The sequence below is a fragment of the Arachnia propionica genome (assembly GCF_037055325.1).
Taxonomy (GTDB): Bacteria; Actinomycetota; Actinomycetes; order Propionibacteriales; family Propionibacteriaceae; genus Arachnia.
On record NZ_CP146373.1, the window covers coordinates 1,912,309 to 1,936,845 of the forward strand.

17 protein-coding genes are annotated in these 24,537 nt (G+C 65.4%); 10 read left to right on the forward strand and 7 right to left on the reverse strand.

Translation table 11 applies throughout. From position 1 onward, the window contains the following. Window positions 1–98: 98 nt before the first annotated feature. Both treY and treZ read left to right on the forward strand, forming a co-directional pair. Window positions 99–2,636, forward strand: coding sequence for a malto-oligosyltrehalose synthase (treY, locus tag V7R84_RS08825; RefSeq protein WP_338568084.1), 2,538 nt, complete (start codon window positions 99–101; stop codon window positions 2,634–2,636). A gap of 58 nt (window positions 2,637–2,694) precedes the next feature. Continuing rightward, a complete protein-coding gene (gene treZ / locus V7R84_RS08830) occupies window positions 2,695–4,434 on the forward strand; it encodes a malto-oligosyltrehalose trehalohydrolase (RefSeq protein WP_338568086.1) in 1,740 nt (579 codons plus the stop codon). A gap of 168 nt (window positions 4,435–4,602) precedes the next feature. Here the strand turns inward: treZ and lgt are convergent, their stop codons facing one another. Then, on the reverse strand, window positions 4,603–5,598 hold the full coding sequence (lgt, locus tag V7R84_RS08835; protein WP_338568088.1) for a prolipoprotein diacylglyceryl transferase: 996 nt from the start codon (window positions 5,596–5,598) through the stop codon (window positions 4,603–4,605). A gap of 101 nt (window positions 5,599–5,699) precedes the next feature. On the opposite strand from lgt, the gene V7R84_RS08840 reads away from it, so the two are divergent. Continuing rightward, entirely contained in the window at window positions 5,700–6,251 is a 552-nt protein-coding gene (locus V7R84_RS08840) for an NADAR family protein (protein WP_338568090.1), read from the forward strand. 125 nt (window positions 6,252–6,376) lie between these two features. Here the strand turns inward: V7R84_RS08840 and V7R84_RS08845 are convergent, their stop codons facing one another. Continuing rightward, window positions 6,377–6,859: a hypothetical protein gene (locus V7R84_RS08845; RefSeq protein ID WP_338568092.1), complete on the reverse strand. Its 483-nt coding sequence runs from the start codon at window positions 6,857–6,859 to the stop codon at window positions 6,377–6,379. 186 nt (window positions 6,860–7,045) lie between these two features. Further along, on the reverse strand, window positions 7,046–7,654 hold the full coding sequence (locus V7R84_RS08850; RefSeq protein ID WP_338568094.1) for a DUF6498-containing protein: 609 nt from the start codon (window positions 7,652–7,654) through the stop codon (window positions 7,046–7,048). Between the two features lie 283 nt (window positions 7,655–7,937). Here V7R84_RS08850 and V7R84_RS08855 point away from each other — a divergent pair, with 283 nt between their 5' ends. Together V7R84_RS08855 and V7R84_RS08860 are read left to right on the forward strand one after the other, a co-directional pair. Continuing rightward, a complete protein-coding gene (locus V7R84_RS08855) occupies window positions 7,938–9,257 on the forward strand; it encodes an SWIM zinc finger family protein (protein WP_338568096.1) in 1,320 nt (439 codons plus the stop codon). A 19-nt stretch (window positions 9,258–9,276) separates the two neighbouring features. Then, a complete protein-coding gene (locus tag V7R84_RS08860; protein WP_338568098.1) occupies window positions 9,277–11,745 on the forward strand; it encodes a DUF6493 family protein in 2,469 nt (822 codons plus the stop codon). A 24-nt stretch (window positions 11,746–11,769) separates the two neighbouring features. On the opposite strand, the gene V7R84_RS08865 is transcribed toward V7R84_RS08860, so the two are convergent. After that, on the reverse strand, window positions 11,770–12,204 hold the full coding sequence (locus tag V7R84_RS08865) for a pyrimidine dimer DNA glycosylase/endonuclease V (protein WP_338568100.1): 435 nt from the start codon (window positions 12,202–12,204) through the stop codon (window positions 11,770–11,772). A gap of 408 nt (window positions 12,205–12,612) precedes the next feature. Here V7R84_RS08865 and V7R84_RS08870 point away from each other — a divergent pair, with 408 nt between their 5' ends. The 5 genes from V7R84_RS08870 (at window position 12,613) to V7R84_RS08890 (ending at window position 19,601) form a co-directional block, all read left to right on the forward strand. Continuing rightward, window positions 12,613–13,713 (forward strand): hypothetical protein, encoded by a 1,101-nt coding sequence (locus V7R84_RS08870; protein WP_338568102.1) that lies wholly within the window; start codon window positions 12,613–12,615, stop codon window positions 13,711–13,713. Continuing rightward, on the forward strand, window positions 13,706–16,342 hold the full coding sequence (locus V7R84_RS08875; RefSeq protein ID WP_338568104.1) for a DUF6493 family protein: 2,637 nt from the start codon (window positions 13,706–13,708) through the stop codon (window positions 16,340–16,342). Before V7R84_RS08870 ends, V7R84_RS08875 begins: the two co-directional genes overlap by 8 nt. A gap of 190 nt (window positions 16,343–16,532) precedes the next feature. Beyond that, on the forward strand, window positions 16,533–16,760 hold the full coding sequence (locus V7R84_RS08880; RefSeq protein WP_338568106.1) for a FitA-like ribbon-helix-helix domain-containing protein: 228 nt from the start codon (window positions 16,533–16,535) through the stop codon (window positions 16,758–16,760). Further along, entirely contained in the window at window positions 16,757–17,143 is a 387-nt protein-coding gene (locus tag V7R84_RS08885) for a type II toxin-antitoxin system VapC family toxin (protein WP_338568107.1), read from the forward strand. The genes V7R84_RS08880 and V7R84_RS08885 overlap by 4 nt, the downstream gene beginning before the upstream one ends. Before the next feature lie 58 nt (window positions 17,144–17,201). After that, a complete protein-coding gene (locus V7R84_RS08890) occupies window positions 17,202–19,601 on the forward strand; it encodes a DUF6493 family protein (protein WP_338568108.1) in 2,400 nt (799 codons plus the stop codon). 208 nt (window positions 19,602–19,809) lie between these two features. On the opposite strand, the gene V7R84_RS08895 is transcribed toward V7R84_RS08890, so the two are convergent. The 3 genes from V7R84_RS08895 to V7R84_RS08905 form a co-directional block, all read right to left on the reverse strand. Continuing rightward, window positions 19,810–20,367 carry a type IV toxin-antitoxin system AbiEi family antitoxin domain-containing protein gene (locus tag V7R84_RS08895; RefSeq protein ID WP_338568109.1) on the reverse strand — a complete coding sequence of 186 codons (558 nt, stop codon included), beginning with the start codon at window positions 20,365–20,367 and terminating at the stop codon, window positions 19,810–19,812. A 593-nt stretch (window positions 20,368–20,960) separates the two neighbouring features. Beyond that, a complete protein-coding gene (locus V7R84_RS08900; RefSeq protein ID WP_338568111.1) occupies window positions 20,961–22,541 on the reverse strand; it encodes a UvrD-helicase domain-containing protein in 1,581 nt (526 codons plus the stop codon). Then, a complete protein-coding gene (locus tag V7R84_RS08905; protein WP_338568113.1) occupies window positions 22,538–24,472 on the reverse strand; it encodes an ATP-dependent nuclease in 1,935 nt (644 codons plus the stop codon). Before V7R84_RS08905 ends, V7R84_RS08900 begins: the two co-directional genes overlap by 4 nt. Window positions 24,473–24,537: the final 65 nt, after the last annotated feature.

The following is a 24,537-nucleotide window of genomic DNA, read 5'->3' on the forward strand; positions in this document are numbered from 1 at the left end:
CAACCACTTCCATGGACACAGCTCTCACAAACGCATGTCCAGGACCCGAAGAGCCCGACACACCAGCAGGTGTCACAGGCCTTGCGTAGAGTGAAGGGGTGGAGACCAACAGGACCGTACCGAACTCGACATACCGGATGCAGCTGCACGGCGGCTTCACCTTCGACGACGCCGCAGCGTGGATGCCCTACCTGCACGCGCTGGGCGTCACGCACCTGTTCTGCTCCCCGATCCTGCAGGCCTCCCCCGGTTCCACCCACGGCTATGACGTCGTGGATCACTCCCGCATCTCCGAGGAGTGCGGCGGGGAGGAGGCCTTCCGGCGGTTGTCGCAGGCAGCCCACGAGCAGGGCATCGGCGTCGTCGTCGACGTAGTACCCAACCACATGGCGGTCCCCACACCGATCTGGCACAACCACGCCCTGTGGGACGTGCTGCGGCGCGGCCCCGAATCGGAGTACGCGAACTGGTTCGATCTCGACATGACTGACTCCCAGACCATCCTGATGCCGGTGCTCGGCAACAGGATCGGTCGGGAGCTGGAACACATCAACCTCACCACGGACACCATCAACGGCGAGGAACAGCCCGTGGTCACTTACCACGACCACGTCTTCCCCGTCCGACCGGGCACCGAGGACCTTCCCCTGGAGGAACTCCTGGAGCGGCAGTGGTACCGCCTGGCCTATTGGCGGATCGGCAGCGAGGAGCTGAACTACCGCCGCTTCTTCGACGTCGACACCCTGGCCGCCATCCGAGTCGAGGACCCGGCCATCTTCGAGGCCACCCACCGCACACTGATCAAGCTCCACGCCGAGGGGCTCATCGACGGTTTCCGCATCGACCACATCGACGGCCTGGCCAATCCCCGCCAATACCTCGCGGACCTGCAACGCGCCACGGGCGGCTGCTGGGTGGTGGCGGAGAAGATCCTCGAATACGACGAGGTCCTCCCCGCCGATTTCGAATGCGCGGGAACCACCGGCTACGACTCCCTGCTGCGAGTCGCGGGCCTGTTCCACGTCCCCGGTAGCGTCCCGAGGCTCACCGACCTGTGGGAACGCATGTCCGGGTTCGGCGAGGGATTCGCCTCCACCGTGCTCAACGCCAAACGCACCGTCGTCAAGGAGTCGTTGTTCACGGAACTGAACCGCCTGGTCAACATCGCAATGGCCATCTGCGACGACGACATCCGGCTACGCGACCACACCCGTCGCCAGCTCAACCACGCCATCCGCGAACTGCTGTACCACTTCAGCCGCTACCGCGCTTACGTCGAACCGGGCCGGGTACCCCCGGAATCGGAGCGGGAGATCATCGTCGAAGCCGCAACGAAGGCCAGAGAGTACCTCACGATCGACGAACTGGACGCCCTCGACCTCGTCGTCGCGCTGACCCTCGGCGAAACCGGAGAGGCCGACATGGGTGGCGCGGTGACGCTGCCCGCACCGTCGAAAATCCTCAACCAGCTGCCGGGCCGCGCCCACAACCCGTCGGACCTGCGGGCCGAGTTCATGGTCCGTTTCGCCCAGACGTGCGGACCAGTGATGGCCAAATCGAAGGAGGACACGGCCTTCTACCGCTGGAACCGGTTCATCGGCGTCAACGAGGTCGGCTCCGACCCGAACATCATCGGCATCAACCAGGACGACTTCCACGGCTTCTGTCGCACCCTGGACGCCGACTGGCCCACCAGCATGACAACCCTGTCCACCCACGACACGAAACGCAGCGAGGACGTCCGCGCCCGACTGGCGGTCCTCACCGAGTATCCACGCGAATGGGAGCAGTGCATCGGCGAACTGCGGGCCGCCACCTCCGAGCTGCGTCCTGCGCTGCTCGACGGCGGCACGGAGCTGTTCTTGTGGCAGACCCTCGCAGCCACCTGGACGCTGCCCGGCACGGCGGCGGGCGCCGAGGCGATCTCCGCCGACCGTCTCGCGCGATACCTAACCAAGGCCATGCGGGAATCGAAACTCCACACCAGCTGGACCGCCCCCGACGAAGCCTACGAGTCGGCGGTCATCGAATTCGCCACCGCATGCCTCACCACCCCGGAGGTGGGGGCCGCACTGGAAGCGTTCACAGAACTGACCTTCCCCTCGGTGCGCGCCAACATCCTGGGGCAGAAACTGATCCAGCTCACCATGCCTGGGGTCCCGGACCTGTACCAGGGCTGCGAGGTGGTGGACCTGTCGCTGGTGGACCCGGACAACCGCCGCCCCGTCGACTACTACCGCCGTTCCGGGGTGCTGACGGCGCTGGACATGAACCCGCCCGCCGACCTGGATGCGGAGAAACTTCTCGTGACGTCGCGGGCCTTGCTGCTGCGCCGCGACCACCCGGAGGCGTTCCGCGGTTCGGACGCCGACTACCGGTCGGTGTCGCTGAACACCGGCCATGCAGTGGTGTTCGAACGCGGATACCGGGGTTCGGACACCCCTGTGGCCATCACGGTCGCCACCCGGGTGCAGTCGGGGCTGGACGAGGAAGGCTGGGGCGACGCCGAACTGGTGCTGCCCAACCTGCGGTTCCGCGACGTTCTGACCGGGCGCGAATACCTGGGCGGCGCCACCCCGCTGGCCGACATCCTCCAGGACCTGCCCGTCGCCCTGCTCGTCCATCAGGTCGACTGATGCGACACCAGCACGCGAGCACCAGCAGCCACCCCGAACCCTGACCCGAGGAGCCTTCATGCGTGACATCACCCGCCCCGAGGTGTGGGCCCCCGACGCCTACATGGTGGAAGTCGTCGTCGACGACACCGAAACGATCATGGCGCGCGGCGACGACGGCTGGTGGTGGTCAGAACCGCTACCGCCCGGCACGTTGTATCAGTTCCAGATCGACGGCGGGATGCTGCTCCCCGACCCCCGAAGCCTCAGCCAGCCCGACGGCCCACACGGACCGAGTCGCATCGTCGATCCGGCGCTGTTCGACCGTCCCGCCACGTTCAGCGCAGACCTGCGGGGCGCGGTCGGATACGAACTGCACATCGGCACCTTCACCCCGGAGGGCACCTTCGAGGCGGCCATCACACGCCTGGATCACCTGCTGAATCTCGGGGTTCAGGCCGTCGAAGTGATGCCCGTCGCCGACTTCCCCGGTGAACAGGGCTGGGGTTACGACGGCGTCGGCCAGTACGCGGTGCACGCAGCCTACGGGGGACCGGAAGGGTTCGTCGCCTTCATCGACGCCTGCCACGCGCGCGGACTCGGCGTAATCCTGGACGTCGTGCACAACCACCAGGGCCCGGAGGGCAACTACCTGGCACAGTTCGGGCCGTATTTCACCAGCGCCCACCACACCCCGTGGGGGGACGCGATCAACCTGGACCAGCCGGGCAGCAGCGAGGTGCGCGACTTTCTGCTGGGGGCGTGTCGGCAGTGGCTGGTGAAATACCAGGTGGATGGGCTGCGCCTGGACGCCGTCCACGAGTTCCAGGACGACTCCCCGCGCCACTACCTGGCCGAGCTGAGCGACGAGACACGCGCCTGGGAACGGGAAACGGGACGCGAGTTCACGCTGTTCGCGGAGTCGGATCGCAACCAACCCACCACGGTTTCACCGGTAAGTTCGGTGCCGGGGGCGTTGGGCATGGACGGGCAGTGGGCCGACGACGTCCACCACGCGCTGCACTCCTTCTTCACGGGGGAACGCGACGGCTACTACATCGATTTCGGCACCGCCGAGGTGCTGCAACAGGCTCTCACGAGGGTGTTCATCCACGAAGGTGGGTTCTCGACGTTCCGCGGCCAGGACTGGGGCGCGCCCGTCGACCCCACCTCGGAGTTGTACGACGGACACTCGTTCGTAGCCTCACTGCAGAACCACGACCAGGTGGGCAACCGGGCCGTCGGCGACCGGATCTCGCACTCCATCCCGCTCGACTGCCAGGCAGCCGCGGCGGCGCTGTACCTGCTGTCGCCGTTCACCCCGTTGATCTTCATGGGCGAGGAGTGGGCCGCCTCAACGCCATTCCCGTTCTTCAGCCACCTCGGTCCGGAACTGGGTCCGCTGGTGACCGAGGGTCGCGCCCGCGAATTCGAACGCATGGGCTGGGACGCGGAGATCATCCCGGACCCGCAGTCGTCTGCGACCCGTGAGTCGGCGACGCTGCGGTGGGATGAGATCACCAAACCCGACCACGCCCGGATGCTGGCCTGGTACCAGGAACTGCTGAGGCTGCGTCGCGACCGCCCGGAGCTGGCCTCGGGATCGCTGGCGGAGGTGTCGGTGGAGGTGTTGGACGAGGACACGGTCCTGATGCGACGGGGCACCACCGTCGTGGCCACCACCCGGGCCCAGGACCGGCTGGTGGAGATCCCCGTGGAGGGCAAGGTCCTGGCGGCGTGGGGCGAGCACGGCCCGGTCCCGGAAGGCCACGCCGTCACCGGCCCGGGCGCTCTGGTGATCGAAACCAGCGCCGATTGAACCGAACCATCACGCGCATGTCCGAGGGCCTGCGGTCGGGTCCGTCTTTCAGCCGCTGGATGGTTCCGACGCGAACCACTCCTTCGTCGCAGCTGCACTCAGCCACCTTCAAAGGCACTTTCCACAGTGTTCACAACCCTGTGGAAAACCCGACTGTGGTTGGGGATTTCAGCTTTGACTTGGAGTTTCGTTTTTCTCCGCGGAAGTTTCCCCCGCCTCGTCCACAGTTTGCAGGGACTCTTCCACAGTCCCGGTGGATTCCTTCTCGCCGTCCTCATCCGCGTTCTCCTCGGGATTCTCGCCGGCGGTTTCCTCCCCCGGATCATCGGCAGGCTCCTGCACGTCGGAGATGCCGCGACGCCGAGCCCACAGCCACAGCGCGACACCCGCGAGGATCATCGGCACCGATAGCCACTGCCCCATCGACAACCCGAGCGACAGGAACCCGAGCTGGGAGTCGGGCTCGCGCCAGTACTCGACGATGAACCGGAACAGGCCGTAGCCGGCCAGGAAGGCGGCGGCCACCTGGCCGCGGAACCGCGGTTTGCGGGCGTAGAACCACAGCAGCACGAACAGCAGCACCCCCTCGAGGAGGGCCTGGTAGAGCTGCGACGGATGACGCAACACGTTGCCACCGCTGGGGAAACGCATCGCCCAGGGCAGGTCCAAGGAGGCCGCGCGACCCCACAGCTCCCCATTGATGAAGTTCCCGATCCGCCCGGCAGCAAGCCCGATGGGAACGGAGGGCACCAAGAAATCGGCGACCTGCAGGAAAGGCCGGGACCGTCGCCGGGCGAAGAGCATCATCCCCACAACCACGCCGATGGCACCGCCGTGGAAGCTCATGCCGCCGTCCCAGACCTTGAAAATGTCCAGCGGATGGGTCACGTAGTGGCCGAGCTGGTAGAACACCACGTAACCGAGCCGCCCTCCCAGAATCACGCCCGCGATGCCGTGGAGCAGCAGATCCTCGATGTCGGTGGACACCCACGCGGATGGTGTCGTGATCGATGCGAAGGGCTGATGACGAAGCCTCAGCCGCATCAACCCATAGGCCATGGCGAACGCCAGCAGATACATGATGGCGTACCAGTGGATACGCACGGGCCCGATGGCGATCGCCACGGGGTCCACGTGCGGGAAGGGGAGCTCCAGGATCGTCACGGAACAAGCTTTCCACACGCCGCCGACAAAACCCGGTAATCGCTCCACGCGCACTAGGATCAGGGCTTGTCATCCCGCACAACACAGTCACTGGAGGGGTCATGTACGACCTGGACTGGCTGCTGGCCCGCACGGCCAGGAAGCAGAAGATGAAATACCTGTACTTCTGGGGACACCGACCCACCGCGAACGGCACCCTCTCGGGCAGCTGCCTCAGCCAGTGGTGGGCCTCGCCCTTCAAGATCGACGGGGTGCGCTACGCCACCGCTGAGCACTGGATGATGGCAGGGAAGGCGCGGCTCTTCGGTGATGACAGGGCCGCGGATCGCATCGTCGCCGCCTCCCACCCGGACTGTGCGAAACGGCTGGGACGCGAGGTCCGCGGCTTCGACCAGGACCGCTGGGACGCGCACCGTTTCAATCTCGTGGTGGAAGGCAACCGGGCCAAGTTCTCCCAGCACCCCGACTTGAAGGAGTTCCTGCTCGGCACAGGGGAACGGGTGCTGGTGGAGGCGAGCCCCGTGGACCGCATCTGGGGGGTCGGCCTGGCCGCCGACGACGACCGCATCACCGATCCACACGCATGGCGCGGACTGAACCTGCTGGGTTTCGCCCTCATGACGGTCCGCGACGAACTGGCCAAGGCCACCTGAGAGGACCCCGGCGTCACCCCGCATCGCGACTCCCAACAGAGCAGCCCTCGGCGCACCACAACAATCAGCCTGGCTCTGGGGCCCTCGAGAACGGCAGCTGGTTTCCCGGCTTGATGGGGCAGGACTCAGCCGACTGAAACGGACCTGACGAAGGCCTCGGCATCCTTGACGTAAATCATCAGTGCTTGCATGGTGCTTCCCGACAGGTCACCCCCCTGCTCCAGGGTCTTGCCCAGCGCGTCCAGCTCCGCACTCCGCCTGACCACCTGTTCGTAGACTCTGCGGGGCACCTCCTCCAGCCATCCGTTCTCGAAGGTGTCGATCCCCAGCTTCAGTGCTGCGGTGAAGTAGTGCAGGTCAGCGACAGGAACCCGGATCTCGCGACCGCGGTCATCGGCGACGACGAAATGGTCGGGAAAATTCTTAAGCCCGGCCCGTCGGCAGAGCGGCCAAGCCAGCGCGGAGGGCACCAGAAGGGCGAGCTGCTCGGCTGCCGCGCGCTCGTATCCCTTCTCCCACAGCGCGGTGATCACCTTCTTCTCGGATCGTTTCGAGGCCAGCAGCGGGATTGCGTCCAACACTCCGCACCGCGCGGTCTCATGATCCATGGGTCTTCCTCTCCGAGCCCCAAACGTGACGGCTCATTTTGACACCCGTAACCTCCACCGACAAGCAAGCCCCAGCACATGCACCGGGAAACCCGCCGCCCGGCTTCAACCACGCCGACGCTCGCAGGTCACCCACCCAGCACCATCCGCCGATGAGATCGACCTCGCCGAAGAGCTCCCAGGATCTCAACCAGGGATTCTTCTCAAGGGGCGCAAGGTCATGTAGATCTCCGCACCGGCCTTGCAGACTAGGAACACCACCACGCTCACCACGCGGATGGTGGCCTGGTCAATAGCCCCCTGCATGTGAACGGAGGAGAAAGCAGAACCACCCAAAGCGACCGTCCAACACAAGAGGATCATCAGGTGAAGCATGATGATCCGTGGCCACACGAAGGCGTAGGTCTGCGTGAAATCCTCCGGCGGCTCCTCGTCTCGACTGCGCCCGACGGCCTCTACCACATACCGGATCACGAGCAGGAAGGCAGGCACCCCGAGCGCCACCCATGTGATCTCGATCCGCCACATGAGGGCGAGCAGGGCGGAGAACACCAAATGGATCGCGCAGAAAAACAGCATGCCGAAAGCCATTCCGATGACCTGCCACCAGCCGCCTTCCGGCAAACGACGGAAAACCACCATCCGGGGAATGGTCATGAGCGTCAGCAGTAGGTTCTCGAACCACAGCAGCAGAAGTATGTTGCCGGCCGGCCATCCCAGCGCAAGCACGCCGACCAACTGAACAGCGACGAAACAGATCGTCAATCCGATCTCAGGAATCAGATTTCGCCTCACGGACTTCCTCCACTTCCACGAGCCACCATCCGAAGGGTCGCATCGCGTACGCCACGCCCTCGGTGAGGTTACCGCCCGCATGGATCACCACAGAGAGCCGCTATGTGTTTAACATGCGTACCACGGATGTTAAACACATAGGAAGCCAGAACCTTCCCCGGCATCCGAGTGGCGCGAACGCCACCGCCACAGGGCGTGCTCTCGGGGCACGAAGAGCATCCCTGCCCTCCACTTGTTTGACTTTTCCCCAGTATTTGCCGGTGTTCCTCGATACGGTTCCATCATGAGATCGTTCCCCTCGGCATCGATTCTCGATGACACCGGCCTAACCCTGGAACTGGCTCCTGCCCTCACCCCCAAGGGCCTCACCGAGGCGCCCGAGTTCTTCTCGGGATTCGCCGCCCAGCCGCTCGTGCTGGCCCGCGGTCTGCTCGTGCTGGCCGATGTGGCCCGGACCCGGTACTTCCAGCCGGCCCCCACCGGCATGCGGGACCCGATCTGCACCGCCAACGGGGATCGCCTGCGGTTCGAAGTGTTCTCGGCGTGCAACACCGTCGGGGTACGGTTGGACCTCCTGGCGGCCGCCTTCGACGGGGGCGAGATCCGCCACGGCACCACCAACGTCGACATCAATCAGCCGCTGCGGGACGCACTCGGGCAGGTCTCATCGTCAGAACTGATGCACCTGGCCGTCGGCAACGACGAGCTGCGCGTTTCCACCCCCAAGGCAACGCACGTGGAACGGAAGGTGGAGCTACCGGATCGCTGGTTGAAGGCGCTCGGATCGTCGCAGGAACTGACCCGGGAATTAAAGCTGATCGGAGAAACACCAGCCGTGCAGGCCCGCAAGTTCCTGGCGGCATTGCCTTCGGGGGCAGGTCGCGCGGGGCACTGGAGCGTCTCACGGATGGGGGTGAAACCGGCGCTGCGCCCCGGGAAGGGCACCGTGTACGCGGAAGGTCTGAACCGATTGCGGGCGGCCCGCCGCCTCGGTCCGCAGATCACGGGGATGCGGGTCTATGGCCTGCCGCAGGCACCCATGGCGGCATCAGTGTGGGAGTTCTCGCTGCCCCACGGGCGGTTGACGTTCACCCTCACCGCCGAGCACTACCGGGGTTTCTCGGGCGAAGGAGCGCTGCTGACGAAACTGGCCGCCCCCACCGCCGTCGACGATTCCGCGTTGATCTCGGCCTGTCTGGCGTTCGAGCCCCGCATCGAGATCGCCTCGCTGGCGGCGAAGACCGGATTGGGCGAGGAACGCACAGAACAAGGCCTGGCGGTGCTAGCCGGCGACGGTAGGGTGGGGTTCGACCTGTACGAACAGGCCTACTTCCACCGGGAGCTGCCCAGCGATGCCGACCGGGTGATCAAGGGCAACCCGCGTCTGAAGCATGCGAAACGCCTCGTCACCGCCAGAGCAGTGCAGCCGTTTGAGGGGCATCTCGGGACCTTCCGTGTACGGGGTGACCACGACGAGTACATCGTCCGCACCGAACCGCCGAGCTGCACCTGCCCCTGGTGGCAGGGTCACGCGGGGTCGCGGGGAGTGTGCAAGCACCTCCTGGCCGTCGAGCTGAGCAGGACGCCCGCCGAACACCGCTGATTGATGGGACAACAGGAACATGACAGAAAGGTCGCTCACCCCGGAGGAACTGACGCTCGATCGGATTGTGAACCGGAGCAGGACAACCGGAGAGCTGCTCGACGAACTGGGCCGGCTCTCACCGGAACAACGCACCCTGGCCGCGAGATCGTTACCGTTGCTGCGCCGCAGGGCACCCGTCGGCTCGGAGCATCACTGCATCGTGTTGGCTGCCTTCCTGGATGTCACACCCGCACAGCTTGTCGCTTCCTTGACCACGTGGTCCATCCGACGGCTCGCGAACGACAAGCCGGCACACGACTACGTTGCGGAAAGAATCTCAACCCACGACGAGAAATGGGCACGCAGGTTCATTGCGACCGCTCTCAAGAAAGCCAGCCTGGGCGAGCACCTTCCTCCCTTGCTGGATCCCCTCATTGATGCCTTCGGCCTGCCCCTGCCCGCGGACCCCCGCTACTGGCTGGGCTGGATGCGACACCACTCGAACCCCACCTCTGGCTGCCGCTGGGAAAAGAGGTTCATCGCCGCTTGCGCCACACCCAACATCTTCGTGATTCGTCTCAGTGACAAAATCGCCTACCGGAAACAGATCGCCCACGACATCCAGAACCTGCGTGCCGTCGAACCCACCGACGACCCGGCCCTGCTGCGGGCCCTGCTCCAGATCTTCGCCCGCGGTGACCGGGAAACCGCCCAACGAGTCGCGATGCTGTGGTTGGAGGGACTCGACCTGATCCCCCTGCTCCGAACCGAACGACGCCACGTGTTCACGGCACTGCCCAGAGCCGGCGGCTCCTTCGTGAGGCTGGCCGTCACACAGCTGCTCTCCGCCGACCTCGCCGACACCGATCTCACCAACCTGGCGCTCACCGTCCTGCCACACCAGCAGAAAAGCCTGAGACGCGTCATGATGAAAGCCGTCTCGCGAATCCTCACACCGTCACAGGACCTCCTTGATGCGGTCCGGTTGATCGCAGCACAGCAGGACACCACCAGCGCAGCGCTGGCAGAACAGCTCCTGGAGCACTGGAGCCACGGCGCCAGCGGCCCCTCGGAGGAATCCGGACAGCAACCGTCTCCCACATCCGTCCCGGCCTCCACCGTTGCCGATCATTCGGAGACGACACTCAGGAAACCCGGTCTGTGGCGTGCACCCGCGGGCCGCTGTCCACAGCCGCTGCGCGGCCTCTCGAGCACTACCCTCGTCCTCGACGATCTCGATTTGGAGACGCTGATCGTGAAACTCGAGGCGGACCGACGCGGCAACCCCGGTCTTCAGGAACACGCCCTGGCCGCTTTCGTGGCGACGGCGCACGCTCGTGGCCCGAACCGGGTCAGGCACGTGGTGCGCACCAGCAGCAGGTACGTCAATTCCAACAGATCGCTCCTGGCCCGGCTGCTGCGAAGACTGGGCAGACGCACCGACGGTGAGCCACAGCACCCGACGACTTCGGACTCGAAACCCCTGACCCTCCTGGCCGCCCAGCGGGCCGTCGAGGCCCTCAACCGGCTCGGCGAGCTGCCCTGTCTGCTGTCCACCCCCACCCATGCCGACTTCCACATCGCCTGGGATGTGTTCGCCGGGCGTGCACGGCACTACCGGAAAGCCGGGGTGAAAGTGCTCCCCACAGACATTGCGGTCGCCCTCGCACGACTCGACCGCGCAGAAACCCCCGCAGACCTGTCGGCATTCGAACAACCCATTCACAACGTGACGGCAGACCTCGCCACGGTGATCGACCACTGGCGCACCCATCCGGCACGGCCCGATGAACTGCGATTCCTGCCCACCTCCGAGACGCAGAACGGGGTCGCATCACCCATGCGCGTGGAGGTCGGCGGCGACGAACCCGCCGTTCACGAGTTGCTGGGTATCCGCAGCCACTGGGGTCTTCCCTACCGACCGATCCATCCCAGTCAGGAGGATCCGTGGGCGTTGGTGCTGCTGCCCGAGCACTCGGCCCGCCCCGCAGGACTGGCGCTCCAGGCCGCGGGAACATTCGCCCTCAACATTTTCGAGTACATCGTGGCCACGGCGCCCCGATTCGGGCCGGTCGCGTCCTTCGTCTCCCTGGTCCTGACCTCCGAGGCGACGCAAAAGGAACGCGACCGCACCGCCGCCCTGATACTGACCGCCTGGGACGAGGAACGCCTCATCCCCGACGACCTCGTCACGGCCTGGAACAGTCCGTGGCGGAGGTCCTGGAGAGTGTCGGTCCCGAAGATCGCCACGACACTGGGACGCATCGCGGACATGGGTGGCCTGGCCCTCGTGTGGCCGCTGCTGACCACCATCGCGGAGGAGATCGCGGACCAGGAGACGATCCCGGCCCCTGACTCGACGCTCCTGGAAGCGGTACTGCACCACCTGCCTGAGGTGCAGGCCGCAGGGATCGCCATCGACCTACCGAACACCACAGCGCTGGCGACCAGGCCGGTTCTCCTCAAGGCCGTGAAGATCGCGCAACTGATCGCACGGGCTCTGTGACCCGGAGGAAAAAGCGTCGGGATATCACGGCCGGGCACGCTCCCACTCGGCCACCGGCCCCGGGACGACGGTGAACAGTGGGTGCGCACGCAGATCCGCGAACGCAGGGAATCCGGGAACCCGATCGGGTGAGCGTTCCTTCAGTTTGGCGAGCAGATGGGAGGCCTCGACGTCGAGCTGTCCGCGGGTGACGGTGAGCGTGAGCCCCTGATCGGGCTTCTGGATCCGGGTGACGTCGAACCTGTATCCCCGCCGCACGGCCTCGTCCGCGAGTCCCTGCAGGTAGGACCCAATCCCGGCCAGCGGATCGTCGAGGACCCTGAACCTGGCGAGCTGCGGATGTCGGGTGTAACCGACGGTCTGCCCCGCGAGGACCTTCTGCACCAACAACGACTCCCGCCAGCAGGCCACCAATCCCTGCCTGTCGAGGTATTCCGGATGCAGCGACCAGATTCTCATCAAACCTCCCGGATGATTCACCAGGATTCAACGGATACCACACCGATCGGCGGCGCTACCCATTTCAGTCGTATTCTTTCCCTTTTTTCACGGGTGAAACTCCGAATGGCGTTGCCCGCCAGCACGAGTCCACTACACTTACCGGTGGTGGAACATTTCGCCATCCTCAGCTTCTGGCTCATGTTCTGCTCAGATCAACCACTTCATAAGTCGGGGGTTCATCCGGTACCAGATGAACCCCCGTCCCCTTGTGTCTCCCGAAACCCACCCGGTCTCCCACGCACGGGTTCCCCGGAATCAGCCGACCCCTCGGCGCCGCTCCAGTCGCACCCCGGCACTTCACCGCTGGGCTCGCAAGCGACCATTGAGACGTTGTGACATCGAGCACCCGGAACAACAGGAGCAGCAATGACGGACACCCCGTGGGATCGACACCGATTCGACGCCTTCCTGAAAGCACCCCAGGACCTCGAAGGACTCGTCGCCGCCATTGACGCACTGCCGCCCGCCGACCGAGAGGCCGCTTCGACGGCTCTGGACCGCGAGCTTCCCGCACTGCGGCAACGCCTCGAACACGAAACACACCGCGACCAGGCGACAGATGTGGACCCCTGGCATCGCGGCATCGTCCTGGTCACACTGCTCGACTCCACCCCGTCCCAGGTCGCGAGCATGGTCACCGCATGGTGGGTCTGGAAACTGTGGGAAAACGAGGAGGTCTTCGGCAGGGTGCGGGAGGCGCTGCTGGCCCGTGATCGTTCCTGGGCACAGCAGCTGGTCGACGCCATCCTCGACAGACCCGACGTCGGCATCCACACCCGGCTGGCGCATCCTCTCGTCGTCGCCCACCACCTTTCCCTGCCCACCCAGCCGGGGTACTGGCAGCTCTGGGCACACGAACTGGCCATCCCTCGCTCGGAACAGCGCTGGGAGGAACACTTCCTGACCGCCTGTGCCGTGCCCGACGTCCTGGCGGGGACGGCACACGGGCAGGCCGACTACGCCCAACACGTCTCGCGGGCGATCGAGATCCTGCGGAAACTGGAACCCACGAACGACCCGGCCCTGACGCGGGCCCTGCTCCGAGTGTTCGCTCGCGGCGACCGATCCGGCGCGCAACGGATGGCATTGCTGTGGCTGGAGGCCCTCAACCTGGAAGAGCAGCTCCAGGAGGCACGTGCTCCCCTGCTGGCAGCCCTCCCGAATGCCGACAACACCGTCGTGAAGTTCGCCATCAGGCAGCTGCTGGCCTGCGACCTCGCACCGGACGAACTGACTGAGCTGGCACTGATCGTACTGAACCGCCGAGAAAAAGCATCGAAACGCACCCTCCTGAAGGCCCTCACCGCCCTGGACTCACCCCCGACCGAGCTGCTGGAGGTCGTCGGCGCCCTCACCACCCAGCACGACGACACCACCGCGCGGCTGGCCGTCTCGCTCCTGCAACACTGGAACACACCCGACCCCACACGGCCCGTCGTCGAGGAGAAAGACACCCACCATGACTGACCGACACCTCACCCCGGAAGAGGCCGACCTCGTCCGGATGGCCACGGAGGCCACCAGCCTTGGGCACCTCATCGAGAAGCTGGAGTCGATGGATCCTCAGGAGCGGGCGGCGAGGTCACGGGTGTTGGCGAAGGGCCGTCGCGCCATCAAGGCTGCGTTGACCGACACATCCGGGTTCCTCGATGCACGTCTGATGCCGCTCACCGCCGCGTTGGGCAGCACCCCCGCCCAGACCGCCGCGACGTTCGATTTCTCGACGGTCACATCCCTGAAGGACGACGAGGCCATCGACGAGGCGGTGGCCCTGCTCGCCGGCAGGGGCACCGACTGGGTGGAAAAACTCGTGGCGGCCCTACTGCGGAAACACAACGATCAGTGGTGGCTCAGCCATCTCGTCGGCCCCCTGTGCGTCGCCCTGGATCTGCAGCTGCCCGGAGCGGACCACACCACCTACTGGGCGAGCTGGGCCAGAGACAACTCCGATCCCACGCCCGGCACGCGCTGGCAGGAGCACTTCCTGCAAGCCTGCGCGTCCCCGAACGCCCTCACCTTTCCCGGCCTCAACAGGGACGCGTCCGACATCCGCGAGAAGGCGAAGGTCCTGCGGAAACGGGAACCCACGAACGACCCCACCCTGCTGGACGCGCTGCTCCGGGTCGTCGAACGCGGCGACCGCCCCACCGCCCAGCAGGCCGTCGTGCACTGGCTGCGGGCACTGGACCTGGAGGGCCTGCTCGCCGCGGAGCGGCCCCGCCTGCTGGCGGGCCTGCCGAATGCCGACAAAACCGTCGTGAAACTCTTCACCGACTGCCTGCTGGCCGATGGGCTCGGCGACGACGACCTGACCGCCCTGGCCCTCGATGTCCTGGTCCGCAAGGAGAAGGGCGTCAAACGCGACGTCCTGAAGGCCCTCCGCGGGGTGGGGGCGCCGTCGCAGGATCTCGTCGGAACCGTCGAGGCGCTGGTCGCCGACGCGGATGCAGTCACCGCCGAGCTGGCCCGGGAACTCCTGGAAGGCTGGGACGCCGCCCCGCCCGCGGAGGAGCCGCTCGGGTTGTGGCAGGAGCCGTCGCTGCCGGCGCCGGAGCTTCTTTCCGAGTTCACCGACGACGCCCTGGTCCTCGACGAACCCGCCCTGCTGGCGCTGCTCACCGACATCGACACCCAGTGGTGGTTGAGCGCCTTCCACTACGAGCGTCTCCTCGCGACCTTCGTCGCCACCGCCCACGCCGGCGGCCCCGAACATCTGGTCCGGCTGATCAGGCGTAACGTCTCGCCGGACCGCTGGTGTGGTTTCCTGACCCGGCTGGTCGTGTGCCTGGGTAATGGCACCATCGTCCCCGGCCAAGGCATCCGGCCCGCCGCCTCGCCGAGCGGTCCCCTGTCCTTCCTCACGGCACAGCGGGCCCGCGATATCTTCGGACTGCTCGGCGAGCTGCCCTGCCTGCTTTCCACCCCCACCCACGAGAGGTTCCGCATCGCCTGGGAGGTCTTCCGGGAGCGGATCGGCAGGTTCCGGGAGACAGGGGTGGAGCTGGTTCCCACCGACGTCGCCGTGGCCCTGGCCCGTCTCGACCGCGCCTGCGCCCCACGGGATGTCTCCGACCTCGACCTGCCCATCCGCGGCGTCGAGGTCCGTCTGTCCGAGGTGCTCGCCTGCTGGCGCGACAACAACCCCCACCCCGGCGTGCTCCGGCTCAGCCCGGCATCCGAGGACGATCGTCCGCACCTGAACCGTCCCGTCTGGAGGTTGCTCGTCGACGGCGACGTGCCCGGCACGTTCGAACCGCTCGGGCTGCGCAACGCCTGGACAGAACGGTTCCACCCGGATCGCAGCCTCTACTGGGAGGCGGTGCGGGACCTGTCCGAGGCCTGGCCGGAACCAGAACCCGACGACACCACCCGTATCGAGTCCGCGGGGGACGACGACGCCGAGGTTCACGTCCAACCCCGCGAACCGATCATCCACATCTCGGATTCCGAGGCCACCTTGACGCTGCTCCCGGCACACCCGACCCGCCCCGCGACACTGGTCCTGCAGGACCTCGGGAATTACTCTCCTACCAAAGCGGTTGACGGTTTCCTCCCGATCGCGAGGGTGGCGGAGCGGTTCGGGCCGGTGCTGTCGTTCGTCGCCCTCGCCGTGATCTCGGGGGCGGCACTGAAGGACCGCGACCGCGTCGCCGAGGCCCTCCTGACGGCCTGGGACGAGGGCCGCCTGCGCCCCGGCGACCTCGTCGACGCCTGGCGGAGCCCCTGGTGGGACGAGCTCAACGACATGCCGCGGGCAAAACACGAGACCTGGCCCCATTCGCCCGCGAAGACGGTGACGGTCCTGTGCACCGTCGCCGACGCCGGCGGGTTGGCCCTGGCCTGGCCGTTGCTGGTGACAATCGCGGAGGAGCTCGCGGGGCAGCGGAAAACCACGGCGGCGACGGCGACGGCACTGGAGGCGGTGCTGCGTTACCTCCCAGAGGTGCAGGCGGCGGGGGTCGCCGTCGATCTGCCGAACGTCGCGACACTGGCCACCCGGAAGGGCAACAGCAAGGCGATGACGGTCGCGAGGCGGATCGTCGAGACCAGTCCGGTGGTTCACCGCACCGGACAGGACCTACGGACAGCCCTGTAGGAGATTCCGCCTCCGGACGAGAAGTTCATCGCAGATGTCGCCGGGGCCGTGAACTTCGTGACCCCCGAAAGAACAGGTTCGAAAGAAGACGCACAATTCTGAACACGCAATTCCGCGACCGCTCCGCGCACGGGTTCGATACCGAGCACCTCCCCATGAAGCCGTGCTTGCATATTGCTAGCGTAGTTTCATGACCACCCTGTACATTCGCGACGTGCCCGACGATGTGGCCGAGACGCTCAAGCAGCGCGCCGCTGCGCGGGGACAGTCCTTGTCGGCCTATGTCGCCGCCGAACTCAAGCAGATCGCGTCGCGACCCACGAATGCGGAAATCATCGACCGGCTCCGCATCATGGATCGCACATCCGGGCCCGACCGCGAGGAGATCCTGGCCGAGATCGCGGCGAATCGCCTATGATCGTCGTCGATGCCTCCGCCATGGTAGAGGTTCTGGTGGGGGGTGACGCCGACCCGGCGCTGCTCGATGAACTGGCCGGCGACATCGCAGCCCCACACGTGCTGGACCTTGAGGTCCTGTCGGTACTGCGCGGCCTGACGTTGGCGGGAAAACTCGCCCCGGAGACCGCTGACCGGGCCCTGCAAGAGTACTTCCAGCTGAACATTCAGCGCCACAGCACGGCGCTGCTCGCCGAACGCATCTGGCAGCTCCGTCACCAGTTCACCGCCTATGACGCCAGCTACCTCGCCTTGGCCGAGGCGCTCGGTGTCCCCCTCATCACCTGCGACAAGAAACTGGCGCCACCAGGACACCGGGCCGAGGTGAGACTCTTCCCGCTCTGACACCGAATCGGCGATGATCGCGGGGGGATTTGTCACTTATCGCCGATAGGTTCATCCCATGACCTGGAACGCCGACACCCTGGCCGCTTTCCTTCTCGAATCAAAATCGTTCAAGGACCTCGTCGTGGCCCTCGACGACCTCACCGAGGCCGACCGTTCGGCGATCCGCAAAGCGATCGGCAAGGCCCTCCCCTCACTGCGCCGACGCATGGAGGAGGACCACAGGGGCGGACACCTGATCCTGCTGACAGCGGCGGTCGGCGCCACCCCCGCGCAATGCGCCACGGTTTTCTCCCTCTGGGACATCTGGCAGCTGATCCGGTTGCCCATCACCCGCGACCGGTTGCTCTCCTGGCTGGCCGGCAACGGTCCGGACTGGGCCGACGACCTCATCGCACGCCTGCTGAAACGCCGCGACGGAGCCGAAACCTACGCCGACCTGATCGACGAACTCGTCCTCGCCCTCGACCTCCCGATTCCCGACGATCCCGGGTTCCTGACGGGATGGGCGACGGAAGACAACACTGTCCCCAGACCGGGACGCCGCTGGGAGGAACACTTCATCGCCGCCTGTGCCGCCCCGAACGCCCTCGGCCAGTACCTCGTCGCCGATCAGCGTCCCCAGGTCCAGACCCGGATCCAGGAGGCCGTCGCGGACCTGCGGGTGACCGAACCCACCGACGACGAGGCCCTGCTGCTGGCTCTCCTCCAGGTGTTCGAACGCGGCGACAACCGCCCCTCGCAGCAGTTCGCCCTGCTCCAGATCGCAGGTCTGGGCCTGACCCCTCTGCTCACGAAACATCTCGACCGGTTCCTGGCGGCCCTGCCGAACGCCGATCCCGTCGTCGTGAAGTTCGCGGTCGAACAGCTGCTGCCCCTCGGCCTGAGCGAGGATCACCTGACCACGCTGGCCCTGGACGTGCTGGCCCGCAAGGAGAAGGGCGTCAAACGCACCGTCCTCACGGCGCTGCGCTCGGTGAACGACCCGTCGCAGGATCTGGTGGAGATGCTCACCGCGACCACCAGCGGCCCCGACTCCACCGCCGCCGGACTGGCCCGGAAACTCCTCGACGGCTGGGGCGTGACCACCGACCCCGCCGAGTCGTTGGGGTTGTGGCGCGACCCGCTCGGCATCCCTCCCGAACCCATCGACGACCTGGACCGGCTCCTGGACGAAGTGGAGTTCGACGAGCTGATCCACCGGCTGGACAGCGAAGCCCCGGGAAACTGGATGTCCGTCGAGGACCACGAACGCAGCTTGGCGGCGCTGGTCGCGCTGGGGTGGGCCGAGGGACGCGACGCCGTCGTCGAGACGCTGCACGACACGCTGAACCACGACCCGAACACACACAGCATGTGGAAGCAGCTGGTGCAGCGCTGGCTGCAGCGAGTGACCGGCCAGAAAGAACGCGGCAGGTCACCTCGGGGTGCGGCACTCACGCGAGTCGCGATTCGACGCTGCAACGACATCCTGGATGCCATCGGACAGGTGCCGTGTCTGCTGTCCACCCCCACTCACAAGAACAACCGGGTCTCCTGGGAGAAGTTCCGGGACCGGCTGCTCCGCTACGCCGAGAAGAACGTGGAGGTGCTGCCGATCGACCTGTTCGTCGCCCTGGGGCGGATCGACCGCTCCGAGGCCGCACCCTGCGCCCTGCCGGGTCACGTCGCCGGGGGACGAACCGTGCAGGAGGTCGTCGATCTCTGGCTGAGCACCCCCGCCGAACCGGGCCGGATGAGTTGTGTTCCCCCCAGCGTCCTCAAGAACGAGCAGGGCAACCAGGTCTGTCGCAGGGTGCGCATGGAAGGCGACGAACCCGTGGTCGCGAAGATCCTCAAGGTCGCGGGACCGTGGGACAGGACGCACCGAGCACCAGAGCGCAGCGGGGAACACGACATCGGCAGCACCCTGCTCCCGGCACACCCCATATGGGCGGCCACTGCCGCCCAGGTGAACCTGCCCTTCGGCAGCAGTTCCGCCTGGGAGATCACCGAGGCGGTCGCCTCCGTATTCCAGGTGGACCCGGTCATGGCTCTCCTCGCCTTCGTTTTCGCGAGCGGGGCCTCTCCGCAGGGTCGCGACGAGATCGCGGGGGCGCTGCTGACGGCGTGGGATGAGTCCCGGCTGGGACCGGAGGTGCTCGTTGCGGCCTGGGACAGTTCGTGGCGTCAGGAGTGGCGCGACGACATCACGCCCATGAAAGTGGCGGCGATGCTCACGACACTCGCGGAGGCCGGTGGTCTGGCCTTGGCGTGGCCACTGCTGACGAGGATCGCGGAGGAACTGGCGGGAATGGACAAGCTCCCCACCGGGGTCGCGACCGTCCTGGAGTCGGTGCTCCATCTCCTACCGGAAGTACCCGGGAAACCGGAGCTGCCCACCGTCGCGGCGCTGGCCGCACGGAAGGGCAGCAGCAAGGCGATCAAGGTGGCGCGGCAGATAGTCGCCGCCGACTGATCCACAGGGAAACCCCGCCCCAGCACTGCAAGCAGGATTCCTCCCTTGAGTACGAAGTCATCCCCGTGCTCGCTGCGGACGAGGCGGTCCAGGAAGGACTCGAGTAGGTGCCGAACCAGGTATTCTTGGGTGGGCGCTGGCCCTCCAGTTCTGCTCGCCGTGGATCGAGCCTTGGACTGGAGGATGGTGAAGACTTCTTCGCCGCGCGTCATGACAGCGTCTCCAGGGCGTGAAGCAGCGGAGTCTTGGCTCGGGGGAGCTGCAGGGCGATCCGCATCAGGGTGTTGGGTTTCCCGCCGCGGCGCAACCATTCCTTGAGGGCGTCTCGCGCGGTCTCGTAGCCGAGCTGGCCGCGCAGGCGGAACGCGTCCGCGATGCAGCGTTCGGGAGAGTAGAGCCCGATCGACAGGTCCGTACCTTCGATGGGAATCTCGTCGCGACCGAGGTCGAAGGTGGCGGCATCGAACTGGTGCCAGGTGATCACGTGCTCGGTTGCAGGAGAACGCCCTCCACGGGGGATCGCGACATCGAGAGTGTCAGGAATGGCGTCGGTCAAGTCATGGTGGGCGAGCGCAGAAGCGAGGCAGATAGTTGCATCGGATCGCCGGGTTGCGGCTTCGACCAGGCTCCAGTCCACGGCTGGCGCATCTGCGGGGAGGTAGATGCCGCGTGCGACCCGGGTCAGGTCGCCAGCGCGGGCTGCCCGGTAGAGGCCGGTACGGGACAGCCCAGCGCGATCAGCGGTTGACGGGGTGATCGGTGTCACGGTCTCACCTCAACTTGGGCAGTATGAAACGTCTACAGATAATAGTAGCTGATTACGTTTCGTTCCGCTCTGGCGCCGAAGTGACGAAAATCAAAACGCGCCCTGCGAGTTGACAAGGCGGCTCTAGTTCTGGAGTGCGAATTGTCTGACCTGTCGGTGCTGATAGGCCGAGATGTAGGTTGCGAGTTTGCCGGGCGACGCGGTGTCGGTCCATTCGACCTTGTTGACCCAATTCTGGAGGTGATAGACCTCCGGTCGCGATCCTAGACGGCGTGCCGGTGCCACGGAGGCGCCGTCACGGACATCATGCGATGGAGCTGGTAACACTAGAACCAAGCTCGAGGACCGCCTGAACAGTTTCAGTAGCGAAGAAGCGGCCACCATGTACAGGACCGAGCACCCGACTTCACGGACAGGATCTGGTCATCCAGTGGGGTGGGCTTTTCATCTGGAGCCAAAGGCGGAGGCTTACAGAGCACATCGTCACGCTTCCGGGCATCGAACGATGATCGATTGACAGTTGAGGCGCACGGATGCACCGGTGTCGCTGTGCCCTCGTGTTCGGTGTTTAGCGGGCCAGGCGCGGGTCGCGTTTAGGTGGTGCTCGCGCGACCCTTTCGCCGCTTGGATGCTCGGGATGCAGGTCTCGGTTGGGGCATGAGTTCTACGGTGCGTTCACGCGCACGGGTGCAGGCAACGTAGATTTTGCGGTGCAGGTCTTGAGTGCTGTCGAGGCCGGCAGCCAAGGCTGCCTGCTCCTCGGGTTTCAGGCGGAGCCCGACGACCTGCCACTCGCCGCCTTTGGCTTGGTGGGTTGTCAAGCCAGGAACTGGACGCCCAGAAAAGATCAGTCGTTCCTGCAACTGGGCGAGCCGTTTCGTGTGGTTGTGGTGAGGCGTACGTAACTCTCGCGCCGACACGCTGCCAATGACCTCCTTCAGCTGCATATATGCTTCCTTCACCGCATTTTTGCCGCTGTAGCGCAGGATTTCGAGAACGTTCTGCAGTTCTGGTTCCAGTTTCCGTGGCGTATCGCGATCCTGTATGTCCAGCGCAGTCAGGGCGTCGTTGAGGTATGTGGCATCGAGATCGAATACGTTCCGAGTGACGTGGTTGAGCAGTAGGGTAGCCGCAGCCTCCTCGTAGATGCCCTTGAAGGAGTGGAACGCCAACGGGAGGACTTCGCCGCCGAGCTTCCACAGCTCGGCCCACCACAGCGCGAGAACCACGTCGATGTCTGACTGGCCGGTCGGCAGAATGATTCCTTGTCCAGCACGAAGTTGGGTGGCTAAGTCGTTCTGCTCCTCGGAACGCCACCGGAACGACTTAGTGAGTCTGAGCGTCCTGACCCCGGCTCGCTCAAGAAGCTTGGGAATAGCTTGTGGACGGGCGCCACGGAACAGGTAGAGCGCCTGCCATGGATCCCCAACCAACGTGACATTGACCCCGGCCGCAATGGCGGCTTCGATGATGGCTATGTCCAGATCGTTGGCGTCGAAAACCTCGTCGACAATGAGGGATCTCATGGTGTCGCCGATGCGTTGCCGGACCCGAGCCGCTGAAGTTGGGTCTTGGAGAGCGAGTGTCAGAATGTCCCGTACGTCTTGGTGAGTGCAAATTCCCTGTTCAATTAGGGGTGCCACCGTTGCTTTGGGGAAGCGTGCGGCCTTGCTTGAATCGAATTCTTCACGGAGCCCGACCTGACGTCCGGAGAGATACAGCTCATAGAAGGCAGTGGTCCAGACAGTGCCGCTGGTCGAGTTCCAACTGTCGCGCACGTCCAACTTGATGTTCCCATCGGGCCACAGCATGGGGGTATTTGGCCAGATCACGAGCTGTTGTCGCATCAAATCATGAAGTAGATCGCACATGATCGAGTCGAGAGTCACGATCCGGTGCGGCCAAATTAAAGCTGCGGGGCCCCACAGCCGTTGCACACGTCGGCGCAGGGTATAGGTCGCGGCACGGGTGAAACTGACAGCCACGACAGCGCGTGTGTCGCGCCGATGCGCGGCGGCGAACCGTTGCACCCCGAAGCGTTGTGCCGACACCGTGGTTTTGCCTGTGCCGGGGCCAGCCTCGATGAACAGGTTGGTCCGCGGGGAAGCTGCGGCAAGGCGCTGCTCATCGGTTAGATCTGCGATGACGCCAGCGTGGGCGAGTGTCTCACTCACAGCTGAGTGCCCGGTTCGCGGCTCGAAACGTCTTTGGTATCAGAAGGCGGTTCAGGCGACGAATGGAGGAAGTCGAAGACATTCCTAATCGGCGCTGGGACGCGAACCTCGACCTCCACGAACTGCTCCCGGTTATCGCGGAGCCGATCCGCGAGGGCCTCGGCAAACTGGCCTTTACGAGCTGCTGCTGCACCGGCCGGTACTGTCTTCCCATCGACCTGGTGCTTACTGCGGAACAGGTCTCGGATCGTCTGTGGCGTAACCTGCTCGGGAACGGCCACTTTGATGTCCGTCAGGGCATCCTCGATCAGAGCCTCATTGCCCTCAGTCAGTTGAGGCTCCAGCGTCGGGTGACTGTGCTCAACGAGCACGATGCGCGAGTCGTATTCACTGGCCCACGAGGGCGGAGTAGGCGTCTGGTCGAAGTCGAGGTCGCTGTCTCTCAAAACGGCCAGACGGCTGCACAATTCGTGGCCCGGGGTGGCGAGCAGGCGAACCACCCATGGACCTACCTTCGTTCCCATCGGCACGATGCTCAGCGCATCTACGAACAATTGCTTATCCGGCTCGCCATTGGCCCAGACCCAGCCAAACTCACGAAGCACCGCCGCCTCGGTGACACCTTCCACGAGAAGGAGCCGATCGGCGAAGAGGGAGGCAGACCTGCTGGCATCCAGGTGCAGCCGTGTCTTACGCAGCACCTCTGCAGAGTGTGTGCCCAAGGGGATATCGGCTACGGCTTGACAGACTCGTCGTCCGGCGCTGTCGCGGCGAGCGATCACGAGTTCCGTTGGATCGCACGAGGTGATGACATCAGTGGCGTGACTGGACAAGATGACCTGGAGTTCAGGGCGCTGCTGGACCTGTCGACGCAGATATCGGACGAGGGAGTGCTGTAGTTGTGGGTGCAAGTGAGCTTCAGGTTCTTCAATAACAACGGTGACGTGGAAGGGGTCGTCGGGGAAGAATGAGTCCTCGACACTCTCACTCTCGGCGTGAGTTTGCTGCAAGATGCGCTCCGCATCCTCAAGCCCGCTGACAGCTGATCCGTCGGCATCAACGGCTTGTGACCCAGTCGACCCTGCCGCGACGTCTGCTTCCGCGTGGGCGATCTGCGTGAAGTCGGGGATGGCTGCGAGGGTTACTGCAACATGTAGCAAGTTGACGTAGCCCAGCCCGACCACTTCGAGAGGAAGCGCGTCGGAACGCCCTTCCGACGTGGCGAGCATCAGCTCGAGCACTCGCGCAAGGTAACGGTCATCGACGACCTGACCGCGTATGTATGGCCAGTTGCGGGACACTCCTGCCGACAGTGCACGAAGCTGCTCGCCAACCCTGGCCTCAAGGCCAGCCAGTAGCTCATCGGTCGCAAGAGCCTCAAGAAGGCCAGATGCCCGACCCCGCAACTGGGACAGGTCGCGTCCACGGCCGCGGTTCTGCTGCTGTGCACGCAGAAGCTCGACCAAGATGCGAGTTTCGCGGCGTGACAGCTCCTCGATTGGGTTGCGCCACGCCGGCAAGTAGACGAGGCGGATACGCGGCTCCACCTCGCTGGCAGCACCAAGCGCACTCGTCGAGATGCAGCCGAGGTCGCGGTGTAGCGTTCGCGACCATTCGGCAGCGACAGTCCCGGGAGCGCTACGCCCACCTTGAGTTTGCAGCTGCCTGCCGAGCGGGCCCTCTTTGTCGGCGTCGTTCTCGAAGCGGTACGCCACCTCAATGTCCCGATCGCCTGCGCCGAGAGCTGCTGCGGAATGTCTTGGGAGGTGGGGAAACCGCTTGCTGTGGCTGAGGTAGATCGCGTCCATCAGGGTGGTCTTGCCGCCGCCGTTCGCCCCGGCAATGACGGTGAAACGTCCCGGCAGCGCGAGTTCCAGCGGGCCGTCGGCAGCACCACGCAACCCCCGGACGCGCACGCGACTTAGGTACACGACAAACCTCTCGTTGATCGGCGATACTGGGCCCAGCTTTCTTGCTACTGGAACGGATCGTTTCG